Genomic DNA, 14,861 nt, shown 5'->3' on the forward strand with positions numbered 1-14,861 from the left:
CGCCGGTCCGGCGAGGCAGATCGCGGCGCGCGAAAACGGCGATGGCGGCAGGCTGCACCGCAGGACAGCGCCGCAGGCGGTCAGGCACAGGGCGTGCACCGTGCCGCCGGACAGCCGAATGACGAAAAGGTGTCCGCACTCATGTACAGCCGCCGCCAGCAGGAAAATGGGGAGCACGCCGCTCTCATCCGCGCACCAGAGCGCAGCCATGAGCACAAGAAAGCCGTCACGGACTTGAATTCGGCTCACAGTGCGAGATAGTCGGCGGGATCGAGCGCCGCGCCGTTGTGCCACAGCTCGAGGTGCAGGTGCGGACCGGTGGCGTTGCCGGTCTGACCGACCTTGGCGATCTGCTCGCCGCAGGTGACGGTATCACCGACTTTGGCGGAAATGCTGCTGCAGTGCGCGTATAAGGTTGCAAAACCGTCCGCGTGATCGACAATGACGTACAGGCCGTAGCCGGATTCGCCGGTCTCGCGCACCGTGCCGTCTGCAAAGGCGGTGATGGGCGTGCCCTCGTCTGCGGCAAGGTCAAGCCCGTAGTGGAAGCCCGGCTGACCGGTGATGGGACTGAGCCTGCTGCCGAAAGAGGACGTCAGCGTGCCGGAAGTCGGCGTGGTGTGCTCGAACTCCATCGGATAGACGGTCTGGTCAACCGTGTCGGGGAACAGGGTCTGGTCGCGGTCTAAAATATCGTCCGCACCGCCGGAGGATTCCGCGGGAACGGTATCTGCGGGCATGGCAGAGCCGCCGAATACCGCGAGAACATGGTCCGCGTTTGCCGCGCCGGACAGGGCGGAAGCCGCCTTTTCGCGCACGGTCTGCGCGAAGGGGATATCGGCGTACTTTATCACACCGGCAGCGAGAACCAGCGTTACGATGAATAGCAGTCCTTTTCCGTGGCGTTTTTCGGTCATGGGGTACCTCCTTGGTGTTGTGAAAATGGCATACCGCAGGGTGCGACAATTCACCTTCTGCTCTCACCCCGCCGTATAAATGGTTTGCACACGCACAACCGTAGGGGCGAACATTGTTCGCCCGCAGCGCGACCAGAGCCTGCGCAAGAAACGGCCACGCACCCATTTAACGGCGGTGTGGGAGCACACTGTGCTCCCCTACGGGATAGCGATCGAAAATGAATTTACAAACAGTACGCTGCGTCATTACGTCAATCCAATTTATGAAAAGGGAAGGGCGCTTATGCGGTTCTCAGCGTGAGAAAAATTTTTCAGGCTCTCCCTGCAAAAATGACGGCGGAATGGAAGTAATTTGCAGGAATCCTTGCAGGGCGGACAAGTGTTCTTGTGAGAAGATACAAAAAACGTAAAGTTACTCAAAAGATAATCAGTAGATTATCTGAAATTGTATTCTCAGCGCAAAAAAAGTGAGCCGAAATGCGGAAATGGTAGTATAATGTGAAGCATAATCCAAGACACCCGATAGGGTATGCCGATTCGGGGGAAACAAAGGAGAAGATTTCACCATGAAGAAAACACTCAGTATGCTCCTCGCCGGCGCTATGCTGGCTACGGCGCTGACCGGCTGTGGCGGTTCCGCTTCGAGCAGCTCCGATTCGCAGAACAGCGGCTCCGACAGCACCGCTTCCGGCACTGCCTTCCAGATTGGCGGCACCGGCCCGCTGACCGGCGCGGCTGCTATTTACGGCAATGCTGCAAAGAACGGCGCGCAGATCGCGGTTGACGAGATCAACGCTGAGGGCGGCGATATTCAGTTTGAGCTGAACTATCAGGACGATGAGCACGACGCCGAGAAGGCTGTCAACGCCTACAACACCCTGAAGGACTGGGGCATGCAGCTGTCCCTCGGCTCCGTAACCTCCAAGCCGTGCGAGGCTACCGCCGCTGAGAACTACAGCGACCGCATTTTCGCACTGACCCCGTCCGCATCCTCCGTTGCAGTAACCGAGGGCAAGGACAACGTATTCCAGATGTGCTTTATGGACCCGAACCAGGGCACCGCATCCGCGCAGTACATCGCAGAGCAGAAGCTCGGCACCAAGATTGCGATCATCTGGAAGAACGATGACGTTTACTCCACCGGTATTCACGACAAGTTCGTAGAAGAGGCAAAGACCAAGGGTCTGCAGGTCGTTTCCGACAAGACCTTCACCGATGCTTCCGCGAACGACTTCTCCGTTCAGCTGAACGATGCAAAGAGCAAGGGCGCTGACCTGGTATTCCTGCCGATGTACTATCAGCCGGCATCCCTGATCCTGACCCAGGCAAACAGCATGGGCTACAAGCCGAAGTTCTTCGGTGTAGACGGCATGGACGGCATTCTGACCATGGAAGGCTTTGATCCCAAGCTGGCCGAGGGCGTAATGCTGCTGACCCCGTTCAACGCAGACGCAACCGACGAAAAGACCGCTTCCTTCGTTAAGAAGTACAAGGAGCAGTTCGGCGAGACCCCGAACCAGTTCGCAGCCGACGCTTACGACTGTGTTTACGCTTACAAGCAGGCACTCGAGAATGCAGGCGCAACGCCGGATATGTCCGCTGAGGACCTGTGCGACAAGATGATCGAGCAGTTCACCTCCATGACCTTTGACGGCCTGACCGGTGAGGGCATGACCTGGGATGAGACCGGTGCCGTATCCAAGTCCCCGAAGGGCATGGTTATCGAGAACGGCGCTTACGTTGGTATGTAAGACCCTCTAAGGGGGACTCTGTCTCCCTTAGATACCAAAAAAGTTCCGTAGAAACTTTTTTGGATATCCCCTTCGCCTTTGCACGGCAAAGGCGGTCGCGCCGCCACGGCGCGGGCAGCGGTGTCCCGAACGGGCAAAGCTCGTCCGGGACCATATTTGAACGCAAGGCGAGTAAAGGAGGTCTGGCAGCAGTCCTCCTTTACGCCTATTATAAAGAGGTATCATCCACCGAAAGTTATGGGGTGGGGCGGTGGCTTGACCATTGCCGAACCACTGCCCCATTTCATAAACAAGAGAAACAAAGATTTGAGGTGTTCCAAACCATGAGCTTTTTGAATCATTTGATCAGCGGCATCAGTCTGGGCAGCATCTACGCCATCATCGCACTCGGCTACACGATGGTTTACGGCATTGCAAAAATGCTGAACTTCGCGCACGGCGATGTTATCATGGTAGGCGGCTACATGTGCTTCTGCGCTACCACCTATCTCGGCTGGCCGGCGTGGATGGGCGTTGTGCTGGCTGTTATTGTCTGCACCGCGCTCGGTGTTGTTATTGAGAGACTTGCCTACAAGCCGCTGCGTATGGCGCCGTCGCTGGCGGTGCTGATCACGGCCATCGGCGTTTCGTACTTTCTGCAGAATGCGGCGCTGCTGATCTGGTCCTCCAACCCGAAGACCTTTACCTCGGTCGTTACCGGCGAGGCGCTCAGCCTGTTCGGCGGTCAGATGCAGATCTCCAAGGTGACGCTCGTTGCCATCGCGGCGTGCGTTGTCATCATGGTCGCTCTGATGCTGTTCACCGGCAAGAGCAAGGTCGGCACGGCGATGCGTGCGGTTTCTGAGGACAAGGGCGCGGCCCAGCTGATGGGCATCAATGTCAACACGACCATTTCCATCACCTTTGCGATCGGCTCGGGTCTTGCAGCCATCGCGGGCGTGCTGCTGTGCTCCGCGTACCCGACCCTGATGCCGACCACCGGCTCGCTGCCGGGCATCAAGGCATTCACCGCTGCCGTATTCGGCGGCATCGGCTCGATTCCGGGCGCGTTCATCGGCGGCATTCTGCTCGGCATCATCGAGATTTTCGCCAAGGCATACATTTCCACGCAGCTGTCGGACGCGATCGTGTTCGCAGTGCTGATCGTGGTGCTGCTGGTCAAGCCGGACGGCCTGCTCGGCAAGCACGTCAGCGAAAAGGTTTAAGGGGGCAGTCATATGAACAAGTTAAAATCCTATGCTGCGTCCAAGCGCGGACGTGACACGCTGCTGTGCTTCGGCATTGTCATTATTGCGTACATCATCGTGCAGGCAGCCATCGCGGGCGGCGGCATCTCCAGCCAGATCAAGGGTCTGCTCGTGCCGATCTGCGCGTATGTTGTCATGGCGATCTCGCTCAACCTGACCGTCGGCATCCTCGGTGAGCTGTCGCTCGGCCATGCGGGCTTTATGTCGGTCGGCGCGTTTGCGGGCATTGTCACCACCACCTGTCTGGCGGATGCGATTCCGCTTGCACCGCTGCGTCTGGCTGTCGCCATGGTCGTTGCCGGACTGTTTGCGGCGATTGCGGGTGTCATCGTCGGCGTGCCGGTACTGCGCCTCAAGGGCGACTACCTCGCTATCGTAACCCTCGCCTTCGGTGAGATCATCAAAAACCTTGTAAACGTTATGTATCTCGGTCTGGATGATGCCGGTCTGCATTTCAGCCTGGTCAACCAGAATTTCCAGCTGGGCGACGGCGGCAAGATGATCATCAACGGCCCGATCGGCGTATCCGGCGTCACCAAGATCTCCACCTTCACCTCGGGCGTTGTGCTCATCCTCGTTACGCTGTTCTTCGTGCTGAATTTTGTAAACAGCCGCACGGGACGTGCTGTTATGGCGGTGCGCGACAACAAGATCGCCGCTGACTCCATCGGCATCTCCACCTCGCACTACAAGCTGCTCGCGTTCGTGGTCTCCGCGGCGTTCGCAGGCATGGCGGGCACGCTGTACGCGATGAACTTCTCCACCGTAACCGCTGCCAAGTTTGACTTCAACACCTCCATTCTGGTGCTCGTATTCGTCGTTCTCGGTGGTCTGGGTAACATCTGGGGTTCGATTATCGCCGCAGCGCTGCTGACGCTGCTGCCCGAGCTGCTGCGCGGCCTGAGCAACTACCGTATGCTCATCTACGCAATCCTGCTGATTGCAATGATGCTGTTCAACAACTCCTCCTTCAAGGTTCGCCTGCTGGAGAAGCGCGCAATGCGTCAGATGGAAAAGGCCGAAAAGGCCGGCGGCAAGAAGGAGGGTGCGTAAGCCATGGCAATGCTGGAAGTTACTTCGCTCGGCATTTCGTTCGGCGGTCTGCGTGCCGTTGACGAGCTGAGCATGAAAATCGAAAAGGGCGGTCTGGTCGGCCTCATCGGCCCGAACGGCGCAGGCAAGACCACCGCATTCAATATGCTGACCGGCGTGTACCGCCCGACCGACGGCGGCATCCGTCTGGACGGCCAGAACCTCATCGGCAAAAAGCCGCATGAAATCTGCAAGCTGGGCGTTGCCCGGACGTTCCAGAACATCCGCCTGTTCTCGCAGCTGAGCGTGCTGGATAACGTAAAGACCGGTCTGCACAACCAGATCACCTACTCGTTCGCAGAGAGCATGTTCCACCTCGGCTCCTACCGCAAAAAGGAGAAGCAGATGGACGAAAAGGCGATGGAGCTGCTGCGCGTGTTCGATCTGGACGGCGTAGCCGACTACAAGGCGGCAAACCTGCCGTACGGCAAGCAGCGCAAGCTCGAGATCGCGCGTGCGCTCGCTACCAACCCCAAGCTGCTGCTGCTCGACGAGCCTGCCGCGGGCATGAACCCGAACGAGACCGAGGAGCTGATGGAGACGATTGAAATCGTCCGCAAGAGGTTCGGCGTAACCGTTCTGCTCATCGAGCATGACATGAAGCTGGTCTCCGGTATCTGCGAGTACCTGTATGTGCTCAACTTCGGCCGTCTGCTCGCTGAGGGCACGCCCAAGGAAGTGCTGAGCAATCCGGAAGTCGTTAAGGCATATCTGGGCGAATAAGAAAGGAGGAAACAAGTATGGCAATGTTGGAAGTAAAGGACATCAACGTGTATTACGGCCTGATTCATGCACTGCGTGATGTTTCCTTCGAGGTAAACGAGGGCGAGGTCGTAGCGCTCATCGGTGCGAACGGCGCGGGCAAGACCACCACGCTGCACACGGTCACGGGTCTGCTGCCGTCGAAGGGCGGCACGGTGACGTTTGAGGGCAAGGATATTACGCACAAGCCGGGTCATGCCATCGTGAAGCTGGGCATGAGCCACGTTCCGGAGGGCCGCCGCGTGTTCGCGGGTCTGACGGTTGCGGAGAACCTGCGTATGGGCGCGTATACCCGCCCGAAGAATGAGATTCCGGAGTCGCTGAAAATGGTCTACGAGCGTTTTCCGCGTCTGGAGGAGCGTAAAAATCAGGCAGCCGGTACGCTGTCCGGCGGCGAGCAGCAGATGCTTGCGATGGGCCGCGCACTGATGAGCAAGCCGCGTATCCTGCTGCTCGATGAGCCGTCTATGGGTCTGTCGCCGCTGTTCGTCGGCGAAATCTTCAAGATCATCGAGGAAGTGTCCAAGGCAGGCACCACCGTCCTGCTCGTAGAGCAGAACGCAAAGAAGGCGCTGTCCATCGCGGACAGAGGCTACGTCCTTGAGACCGGCAAAATTGTCAAGACCGGCAAGGCAGCTGATCTGCTGAATGATGACTCTATTAAGAAAGCTTATCTGGGAGAATAAATTTCGGAAATGGAAAATGGAGAATGGAAAATGGAAAATGAATGTGCGGCGCACAGCGCCGATATTAAATAATCGCGCTATGCGCGATACCACAATTCTCAATTCTCAATTCTCCATTCTCAATTATCAATTTATGTAGGGGGTAAATTATGAAACCTTACGTTATTACCATCGCGCGCCAGTACGGTTCGGGCGGCAAGACGGTCGGCAAGATGCTGGCGGACAAGCTGGGCATTCCGTTCTACAACCGCGAGATCATCACCATGGCGAGTGAGGACAGCGGTGTAAATGCCATGCTGTTCTCGGACGAGCGTCTCAAGGGCGATTTCCTGACGCGCCTGCGCGCGCATTATCACGGCAACACGCCCGTGCCGAACGACTCGTCCAAGTCCTACCTCAAGGATGAGGCGCTGTTCGCCTATCAGGTGAAGATCATCCGCCGTTTGGCAGATCAGGGTCCGTGCGTTATGATCGGCCGCTGTGCCGACTATATTCTGGCAGGCCGACCGGATGTTGTGCGCGTGTTCGTCCATGCGGACAAGGATTTCTGTCTCGAGCAGGCCATGAAGGTGGACTCGCTGCCCGAGAACGAGGTGGCAAAGAAGATCGCCGAGATCGACGAGTACCGCGCCCGCTACTACAAGCACCACACCGGCCACGATTGGTATGATGCGCGGAATTATGATCTGTCGCTCAACAGCGGCGTGCTCGGCTTTGACGGCACGGTTGAGGAGATCATCAAGTATATGGAAGTGCGCGAGCAGTTTCAGAAGTAAACAGGGGAGAACCGTCTGTGAGAGCAGGCGGTTTTCTTTTTTGCGTTTGGCGGTTGAAAGGATTTACTCTACGGTATCCCATAATCGTTATGATTTACAGGTCGAATCCTTTGGTGGAATGTATGCCGTTGTATGGTCTGCGCAACGCCAAATCCTACACCTGCAATCGCCCCAATTCGACCTGAAAAAACTTTTTCAAAAAAATTAAAAAAAGGGGTTGACGAAACGGGGATTCTGTTATATACTAAACAAGTCGTCAGCGATGAGTCATCAAAAACGACAACAACTTAACAAGATGGAGAGTTGGCTGAGTGGTCGAAGGCGCACGATTGGAAATCGTGTAGGCGTGATGAGCGTCTCTAGGGTTCAAATCCCTAACTCTCCGCCATAGAGGACTGAAATCGAAAGGTTTCAGTCCTTTTTGCATTTGTACACAGAAAAATAGTTGCAAGTAAATTTCTGACATACGCAGGGTAAAAATCGAAAATGGCCCCAAAATGGCCCAACATTGATAGAGCATGTCCTCCGAATACGCGGAGGATTTTTTTATTTCCCGGAAAATATTTTTTCGGAGTTGACCATTTGTGGTCAATTTTTTATCCGTTCCGGCGGTAGGGTAAAGGGAGGTGCTCACATGGGCAGAAACAGAAAAGTTGGATTGGACTGGTGGCCGCGCGACATCGGCCTGTACCGTGACCCGAAGCTGAGAGCCGCACGGCAGAAATTCGGCGTGCTCGGGCCGTATGTGTACGAATGCCTGCTCGACATTGCCTACGGAGACAAGGGCTACTACATCGCCTACAGCGGCGAGGGCCGCGAGGACACGCTGTGGCAGCTCCGCGAGTACACCGCCGGACTGGAAAACGTGACGATCGAAACACTGGCCGCCGTAGTCGATCAGCTGGTGGCAAGCGGCTTGTTCCATGCTGCGTTATATGAACGCGGCTTTCTCACATCCAAAAGAATACAGATGGGGTATTTCATCGCAACCTTAGGACGAAATGCCCAGCAGATCAACTTTGACATTTGGCTGCTCTCCGAGGACGAAATGAGGGAGAAAAACCCAAGTGGCAAGGCTTTTATTCTGCGCTCCTTTATTTCTCGCCAAGAAAAGGGCATTTCTCGCCAAGAAATCGGTATTTCTCGCCAAGAAAGTACACAGAGCAGAGAAGAGCAGAGAACAGAAGAGCAGAGGACAGTAGAGGACAGTAGAGCAGAGCAGACCAGAGAAGAGAAAGCAGTTACGGCTGATTCTGGTCTGACGACCGAACTGGAAGAAAAACTGAATTGTAAGTTTGACCATAATTTCTGTCTGGAGCTGCGCAGGCTGCAGAACAAGGGTATGCAGCGTGAGGTGTTCTTAGATACCGCCCGACAGACGGCTGAGAATGCACCGCGCAATCCGGCAGGGTATTTCCGCACGCTGCTGCAGAACTGCGAGCGTGACGGCATTCTCACCGCTGAGGATATGCAGAAACGGGCAAAGCCTGCACCGGCGCAGCCCGCAATCGGGCCGTCGAGCGAACAGCTGTCCGCGTTCGATCAGGAATGGTACGAGCGGGTCAAGCGGTACACAAGGGAGAAGGCGGTGCCGTCATAACCCTTTTCAACCGCGCCCGTGTCTGCTATAATGAGACAGACAAGAGAGGTGATTAGGATGGGCTACATTCGCCGTCCTGCGTATTACAAGGCATTCCGGTGCATCGGCTCGGACTGCACGGAAAACTGCTGTATCGGCTGGGAGATCGACGTAGACGAGGATTCCCTTGCGTACTACGAGACCGTTCCCGGCGATTTTGGCGAGCGTTTGCGCGCGAGCATTGCGCCTGCGGACGCGCAGACCGGAGAGCCGGCGCACTTTCGTCTGGACGCCGAGGAGCGGTGTCCGCTGCTGAACGACTGCAACCTGTGCGAAGTGCTGCTTCACTTAGGCGAGGACAAAATGGCGCAGATCTGCACCGACCACCCGCGGTATTACGAGTGGTTTTCGGACGGCCGTGAGGACGGTCTCGGCTTGTGCTGTGAGGCTGCCGCCGAATTGATACTCGCGCAGACCGGCGCACCGGCGTTTGACGTGACCGAGGCGGACGGCGTATCCGAAACCGGCACGGAGGCCGAAACCGAACTGGAGAACGTGCTGTTTTCCATGCGCGATACGCTGTTCCGGCTGGCGTGCGAGGACGCGCCGTTCGATGACAAGGCCGACAGGCTCTACCGCACGGCAAAGGCGCAGCAGGAGCAGTACGACGACCTGCTGTTCCCGTTTCCCGAGGATGAGGATGCAGGCGAGACGGACGAGGACACGGCTTCGTGGTCGCAGGCGTTCTGGCGGGAGAGCACGCTCACGAGCCTGCTCGAGCTGCTGCTCGGCTTTGAGATCAACAAGGACGACTGGCGCACGCTGCTGACCGGCGCAAAGGTGCGCCTGCCGGAGATTTTAGCCCGCAGAGAGGCGTTTTTGCAGGCGTATCAGGGCAAACGCCATGAATACGATAACCTGCTGACGTACTTCCTGTACCGGCACTTTATGAAGGCGCTCGGAGACGACGCCGTGCAGGACAAGGTGCAGCTGGCGCTCGTGAGCACGGCGGTCATTCAGCTGCTCGATGTGTACGAGTGGCTCACCAACGGGGAACTCACGCACTGGGCGCAGATCTGCATCTGCAAGGCGTACTCGCGCGAGATTGAGTATAACGAGGACAATACCGAGCAGCTTGCCGCGTTTTCCGTCCTTGACGAAATGGAATAATGTGAAACACCGCGGACTGGGGGTCTGCGGTGTTTTTGTTTTGCGGCGCTGAACCACAGCGGAGGAGTGCGGCACCCGCCGCGGGGGGCAAAAAGGAAGGAACACCTGCGGTTTCCCTTCCTCTTTGAACTCCTACCTTTCCCTAATATCACCCGTGAGCAGCTTGCCGCCATGCTGTACCGCTATGCCGGCGAGCCGGACGGCGCGGCGGACCTGTCCGCCTACACGGACGCAGGCTCGGTTTCTGCGTATGCGGAAAAGGCGGTGCAGTGGTGCGTCAAGAACGGCATTCTGACCGGTAAAACGTCCTCGACACTCGCTCCCGAGGCTACGGCAACCCGCGCGGAGTGCGCGGCGATGCTGCAGCGGTTCGCTGCACTCTGACTGTCGCGAAACTACAGTTTCGCCGACAAGTAGGAACGGACCGTGGGCCGTTCCAAAGTCGTCCGAAAGTTCCGCCCGTTGGTTGAAACTTTCTCCCTCCGGAAGTATAAAAATTTGCGCTATCCTTGCGCGGTTTCTTGACCGCGCTGCGCTGATACATGCTCCCCGTTTTTATGGATTGCAATGCAATCCTATTGAATGCGCGCTAACGCGCGAAGAGAACGAGAAAGCAACAGCCTGAACGAATGAAAGAGCACCGCAGCTTGTATTCTGCGGTGCTTTTTGCTGTCTGTGTCCTTCAAAACATACGGAAGTCTACGCAGAACGGTAACAGTCGGTACACCGTTTCAACACAGAACAAATTTATGATAGTATCATCAAAGGAAGGGAGGCGGCGGCATGCAGACGAGCACACAGGCAGTCCGCGCACGCACGGACGAGCCGTTTTTGGAGCGGTTTATTGAGGCGCACGAGGCGTTCGTTCTCCGGTGCGCGAGCAGGCACGCAGGCTTTGCGGTTACGCGCAGCGACGATGAATACTCGGTCGCGCTGCTGGCCTTCTACGAAGCCATCAAGGGCTACGACCCGGCAAGCGGGCCGTTCGGCGCGTATGCGTCGCTTGTGATTGGCAGACGCCTTGCCGACCATTACCGCAGTCAACACCGGTTTGACGCGGAAACGCCGCTTGCCCCGCAGACGTTCGACGGCACGGTGGACCGCGAGAGTGCGGACGCCGCCATGCAGCAGGCGGTCGCGGAGCAGATGAGCGAAGTAAAGCCGGTCAGCGCACAGGAGGAAATCGAGGCGGCAAACACGGTGTTTGAGAAGTATGGGTTCGTGTTTTATGATTTAGCGGCAAGCTCACCCAAGTCGGACAAGACGCGCCGCAGTTGCGCCGTGGCGGTCGGCACGCTGCTGCATTCGCCGGTGCTGTTCGCGTCCATGCAGAGCGCGCACAGCCTGCCGGTCAAGGCGCTCGCGCAGCAGTGCGGCGTGTCGGCGCGGACGATAACCCGTCACCGGGATTACATTGTAGCGGCGGCGCTGCTCATCGACGGCGATTACCCCATCCTCTGCACCTATCTGCAGACCATGCGCAAGGAGGCAGAGCAATGCGTGCGATAATTACGGATATTCGAGCGGGAAAGGCCGCCGCGCTCGCGGAGGACGGCACGGTTCACCTTGTAGACGCGAAGAACAGAGCAGTCGGACAGGAGATTCGGATTCCGGCGAAGCACCGCAGACGGTGGAAAAAGCCGCTGACCTGGGCGGCGTGTGCGGCTGTCCTGTGCGGCATGGCGACCACCAGCGTGTACGCCGCGTATGAGCCATATGCCAGCGTCAGCATCGTGGGCGGCACGGACAGCGTGGAGTATACGGTAAACCGGTTCAATCAGGTGCTCGGCGCCCGCGTTTCCGGCAAGGAGCAGCCGCCGGACGGCAAAATTCCGCGGTTTGCACGCATTGATAAGGCGGTGGAGCATACCGTCCGGCAGGAAGCAAAGGAAGGCGAGCGCGTCAGCATCACCGTGACCTCGCGCAGCAGCGGCCACGCCGAACGGCTCCGTGAGCATATTGACGATCGGTTCCGGCAGTCCGGCGATAAGAGAAACCTGCCTGAGGTGAGGGTGCAGCCGCCGGAGAAACCGGGGAACGCTTCGGGAGAGAGCCGGCAGAGTGAGAGCGCAGAGCAGGCATAAAAATGCTCCCGCGCTTGACTTGGCGCGGGAGTGTGGTATAATAAAGATACAAAAAGGGAAACGCTGTGCGCAGCGGTTAGACCCTTTCTAAGTAGTCATTTGTTAGATGACCGTTTGGGGGCCAGCCCAAGCGGTCATCGCGCATTTATAAGGAACATGTACAGTACAATGACCGCACAGATAAAAAGCTCAAAGGCTTTCTTCCTCATGCGCAGCACCTCCTTCCGCCCACAGACCGTGGGGAAGAAGAAGATCTGACCGCCTGCAGTGATTGCTCACTGCGTGTGCAACAGCGTTTCCACGAGTTAAGTATAACAGGACGTGCGAAAAATGTCAATTTCCGCAGGTTGACAGCACCTGAAAGTGTGCTATAATGTAATTAAAGGGAAACGCCGTCCGTTGGACGGTCAGCTCCCAAGTTCAGTCAAAAGTTTTCACAGATGACCGTACGGTTGCCGCCGGACGGTCATCGCGCATATACGGAGAAAATGTACAATACAATGACTGCACATACCAAAAGCTGAAGTGCTTTCTTCCGCATTTACGCCACCTCCTTTCCGCCTCAAACCGAGGGAGGAAAAGAGGAGCTGACCGTTTGTCCATGCAAACAGGCGTTTCCTTATGACAAGTATATCACACAGGCGCAAAACCTGTCAATTTGCGGCTGACCTTACCCGGTCGGCCGCTTTTTGCGTGAAAATGCTTGCCTTTTGCATGGAAAATGCCGTATACTTGTATATACCGAATCCACACGCTAAGGAGCGAAACCTATGAATATCACCAAGGGCGATGTGCAGGAGCTGCGCCGCCGTTTGAAAAAGACCGAATGCACGTTCGGGCGTCTGTGCGGCTGCTACGTCAACAGCGGCAAGCAGATCGTGACCAAGTTTACCGAGCAGTTTTCCGAACTGGAAGAGGATGAATACTACAAGTACCTCGAGATCGCCAAAAAGACGTTCAGCGGCACGCTCGGCGCAAACCTGCTGGAATTGGAGTTTGACCGCAGCGACAGCGGCATCGAGCACCAGAAATACCTGCTGACGCTCAAGGACAGCAAGCTGGCGAACGAGGAGCTGCTTGACCGTCTGTACGAGCAGGTGATCGAGGAGTACAGCTACCCGGGCAACTACCTGATCGTGGTTTACCACGATGTGTACGACGTGCCGAGCAAGGCTACCTCGGGCGAGGACCAGGACGAATCCACCGAGCTGTATGCGTACTGCGTGTGCGCGGTCTGCCCGGTCGAGCTGGCGAAGCCTGCGCTCGGCTATAAGGAGGACGAAAACCGCATCGGTGCGCGGGAGCGCGACTGGGTGGTCGGTCTGCCCGACCTCGGCTTTGTGTACCCGGCATTTGCAAACCGCGGCAGCGATGTCAACGCCGTGATGTACTACGTCAAGACCGGTCGTCCGTCGCACCCCGAGTTCATCGAGAACGTGCTCGGCTGTGTCGCGCAGCGCACGGCTGCCGAGGACAAGCTGGCATTCAAGAACGTGGTGCACGACGCCTTCGGTGAGGATGAGGAGCAGGCGGACGCGGCGTTCTTCCAGATGCAGAAGACCATCAGCGCCATGGTGGCCGAGCGGGAGGAGGACGAGAGCCTGCCGCCGGTCGAGCTGACCGCCGAGGCGGTTTCCGGTCTGGCGACCGAGGCCGAGGTGCCGGATGAGGTGCGCGCGCAGATCGAGAAGTCGTACGAGCAGGTGTTCGGTGACCAGCCGCCGCAGGCGCATAACGTGCTGGACAGCCGTCTGGTCGAGGAGGGCACGGTCAAGGCGCATACCGCCGCCCTGGAGCAGAAGGTGGCAGTGCTGCAGCAGGAGCTGGCGCATCAGGCAGCAAACGCCACCGACACGGACGAGGACGATGTTCCGTGGGAGACCGGCACGGTCATCGACGTGCGCATGCCGCAGGAGAGAGCCGTAAACGTCCATACCGAGGTTGTGGAAGGGCAGAAGTGCCTTGTCATTCCGCTCACCGGGGATGAATCCGCGCGGATCAACGGCGTGGAAGTGGAATAATTTATACATTAGGGCGTACCGAAAGGTATGCCCTTTTCGTTTTTTCAGCACCGGCTGAGTGGGGAAACTGAACCGCGCAGGCGGTTCACCCTTTCCGGGCGGCAGCTTTTTTTCAGCACCGGCTGAGCGGGGTGCACGAACTGCGTCAGCGTGTTCGCCCCTGACGGGCGGGGAGTTTTTCGCTTGAAATCAAGCGAGGAGTTGCGCTCTGCGGAGCGCGGGGATTCGCCGCGCCCCGCGGCGGGGCAAGAGGGTAGACACCTACGGTTTCTACCCTCTTAACTCCCGTTTCCCTTTATTTCTTAGTCTGGCGCAGATTGCCGACATGTGACCGCTTCGAAATAAGGGAACGGCAGAGGAGTTTTTCTCTGCTGCGGACGAACTACCTTCGGAGTTCGTCCTCTTGAGCAACCTGTTCGCAGTGTCAGATAGCGTACTGCTACACAGGTCGGCTACTTCCAGCAGGCGCGGCATGACAGTGCCGCGCAACTCTTTAACACGTTATACCGCACGGCACCTACGAATTTAGATGTCTGGTATAATTTATCCTCGTAGGTGCTGTCTATTACAACGCGCTCACGAATTGCGCGGCACTGCTATGCCGCGCCCTGCGTAGAGTTGCCCATATGTGTAGCAGTACGCTGTCTGTGAACTGCGAAAAGGCGGAGAAAGACACGCTGCGGTAACCCGACTGCCGTTCCTATTTTCGAAGCGGTCACATATAGGCAATCTGCGCCAGATTAGGAAGCAAGGGAAAGGTAGGAGTTCAAAGAGGA

14 protein-coding genes and 1 tRNA gene are annotated in these 14,861 nt (G+C 57.3%); 14 read left to right on the top strand and 1 reads right to left on the bottom strand.

Annotation, left to right across the window (positions count from 1 at the left end; genetic code table 11):
- The coding region (locus DW806_RS15305; RefSeq protein ID WP_158578393.1) for a hypothetical protein at positions 1–261 on the top strand (261 nt) is incomplete at its 5' end.
- Here DW806_RS15305 and DW806_RS14225 read toward each other — a convergent pair.
- Complete coding sequence (locus DW806_RS14225) at positions 246–917, bottom strand: M23 family metallopeptidase (protein WP_118648206.1); 672 nt, start codon at positions 915–917, stop codon at positions 246–248. The genes DW806_RS15305 and DW806_RS14225 overlap by 16 nt on opposite strands.
- Positions 918–1,483: 566 nt before the next feature.
- Here DW806_RS14225 and DW806_RS14230 point away from each other — a divergent pair.
- The 13 genes from DW806_RS14230 (at position 1,484) to DW806_RS14290 (ending at position 14,085) form a co-directional block, all read left to right on the top strand.
- On the top strand, positions 1,484–2,668 hold the full coding sequence (locus tag DW806_RS14230) for an ABC transporter substrate-binding protein (RefSeq protein WP_118730368.1): 1,185 nt from the start codon (positions 1,484–1,486) through the stop codon (positions 2,666–2,668).
- A gap of 323 nt (positions 2,669–2,991) precedes the next feature.
- Entirely contained in the window at positions 2,992–3,873 is an 882-nt protein-coding gene (locus tag DW806_RS14235) for a branched-chain amino acid ABC transporter permease (protein ID WP_110435079.1), read from the top strand.
- Between the two features lie 12 nt (positions 3,874–3,885).
- Positions 3,886–4,968 carry a branched-chain amino acid ABC transporter permease gene (locus DW806_RS14240; RefSeq protein WP_118730369.1) on the top strand — a complete coding sequence of 361 codons (1,083 nt, stop codon included), beginning with the start codon at positions 3,886–3,888 and terminating at the stop codon, positions 4,966–4,968.
- A gap of 3 nt (positions 4,969–4,971) precedes the next feature.
- Positions 4,972–5,730, top strand: coding sequence for an ABC transporter ATP-binding protein (locus DW806_RS14245; RefSeq protein ID WP_110435077.1), 759 nt, complete (start codon positions 4,972–4,974; stop codon positions 5,728–5,730).
- Between the two features lie 17 nt (positions 5,731–5,747).
- Positions 5,748–6,455, top strand: a complete 708-nt coding sequence (locus tag DW806_RS14250; protein ID WP_110435076.1) for an ABC transporter ATP-binding protein — start codon at positions 5,748–5,750, stop codon at positions 6,453–6,455.
- Between the two features lie 149 nt (positions 6,456–6,604).
- Positions 6,605–7,231, top strand: a complete 627-nt coding sequence (locus DW806_RS14255) for a cytidylate kinase-like family protein (protein WP_117751971.1) — start codon at positions 6,605–6,607, stop codon at positions 7,229–7,231.
- Between the two features lie 297 nt (positions 7,232–7,528).
- Positions 7,529–7,619 (top strand) — tRNA-Ser (locus DW806_RS14260).
- A gap of 246 nt (positions 7,620–7,865) precedes the next feature.
- Positions 7,866–8,831, top strand: a complete 966-nt coding sequence (locus DW806_RS14265) for a DUF4373 domain-containing protein (RefSeq protein ID WP_118730370.1) — start codon at positions 7,866–7,868, stop codon at positions 8,829–8,831.
- 57 nt (positions 8,832–8,888) lie between these two features.
- The gene (gene fliB, locus DW806_RS14270) at positions 8,889–9,980 is read left to right on the top strand and encodes a flagellin lysine-N-methylase (RefSeq protein WP_118730371.1); all 1,092 of its coding nucleotides are present in this window, start codon (positions 8,889–8,891) and stop codon (positions 9,978–9,980) included.
- A gap of 171 nt (positions 9,981–10,151) precedes the next feature.
- Positions 10,152–10,364, top strand: a complete 213-nt coding sequence (locus tag DW806_RS14275; RefSeq protein WP_118730372.1) for an S-layer homology domain-containing protein — start codon at positions 10,152–10,154, stop codon at positions 10,362–10,364.
- Between the two features lie 399 nt (positions 10,365–10,763).
- Entirely contained in the window at positions 10,764–11,489 is a 726-nt protein-coding gene (locus DW806_RS14280; RefSeq protein WP_118730373.1) for a sigma factor, read from the top strand.
- Positions 11,477–12,064, top strand: a complete 588-nt coding sequence (locus DW806_RS14285; protein ID WP_118730374.1) for a hypothetical protein — start codon at positions 11,477–11,479, stop codon at positions 12,062–12,064. The genes DW806_RS14280 and DW806_RS14285 overlap by 13 nt, the downstream gene beginning before the upstream one ends.
- Before the next feature lie 770 nt (positions 12,065–12,834).
- On the top strand, positions 12,835–14,085 hold the full coding sequence (locus DW806_RS14290; RefSeq protein WP_118730375.1) for a DUF4317 domain-containing protein: 1,251 nt from the start codon (positions 12,835–12,837) through the stop codon (positions 14,083–14,085).
- Positions 14,086–14,861 lie beyond the last annotated feature (776 nt).

Origin of the sequence: Butyricicoccus sp. AM32-19, assembly GCF_003480365.1 — a bacterium.
In the GTDB taxonomy this organism is placed as follows: Bacteria; Bacillota; Clostridia; order Oscillospirales; family Butyricicoccaceae; genus Agathobaculum; species Agathobaculum butyriciproducens.

Excerpts from the sequence above, each read along its gene's own strand:
- DW806_RS14235 (WP_110435079.1), top strand. The coding sequence starts at position 2,992 with ATGAGCTTTTTGAATCATTTGATCAGCGGCATCAGTCTGGGCAGCATC.
- fliB (WP_118730371.1), top strand. The coding sequence starts at position 8,889 with ATGGGCTACATTCGCCGTCCTGCGTATTACAAGGCATTCCGGTGCATC.
- DW806_RS14275 (WP_118730372.1), top strand. The coding sequence starts at position 10,152 with ATGCTGTACCGCTATGCCGGCGAGCCGGACGGCGCGGCGGACCTGTCC.
- DW806_RS14280 (WP_118730373.1), top strand. The coding sequence starts at position 10,764 with ATGCAGACGAGCACACAGGCAGTCCGCGCACGCACGGACGAGCCGTTT.
- DW806_RS14255 (WP_117751971.1), top strand. The coding sequence starts at position 6,605 with ATGAAACCTTACGTTATTACCATCGCGCGCCAGTACGGTTCGGGCGGC.
- DW806_RS14250 (WP_110435076.1), top strand. The coding sequence starts at position 5,748 with ATGGCAATGTTGGAAGTAAAGGACATCAACGTGTATTACGGCCTGATT.
- DW806_RS14245 (WP_110435077.1), top strand. The coding sequence starts at position 4,972 with ATGGCAATGCTGGAAGTTACTTCGCTCGGCATTTCGTTCGGCGGTCTG.
- DW806_RS14230 (WP_118730368.1), top strand. The coding sequence starts at position 1,484 with ATGAAGAAAACACTCAGTATGCTCCTCGCCGGCGCTATGCTGGCTACG.
- DW806_RS14285 (WP_118730374.1), top strand. The coding sequence starts at position 11,477 with ATGCGTGCGATAATTACGGATATTCGAGCGGGAAAGGCCGCCGCGCTC.
- DW806_RS14225 (WP_118648206.1), bottom strand. The coding sequence starts at position 917 with ATGACCGAAAAACGCCACGGAAAAGGACTGCTATTCATCGTAACGCTG.
- DW806_RS14290 (WP_118730375.1), top strand. The coding sequence starts at position 12,835 with ATGAATATCACCAAGGGCGATGTGCAGGAGCTGCGCCGCCGTTTGAAA.
- DW806_RS14265 (WP_118730370.1), top strand. The coding sequence starts at position 7,866 with ATGGGCAGAAACAGAAAAGTTGGATTGGACTGGTGGCCGCGCGACATC.
- DW806_RS14240 (WP_118730369.1), top strand. The coding sequence starts at position 3,886 with ATGAACAAGTTAAAATCCTATGCTGCGTCCAAGCGCGGACGTGACACG.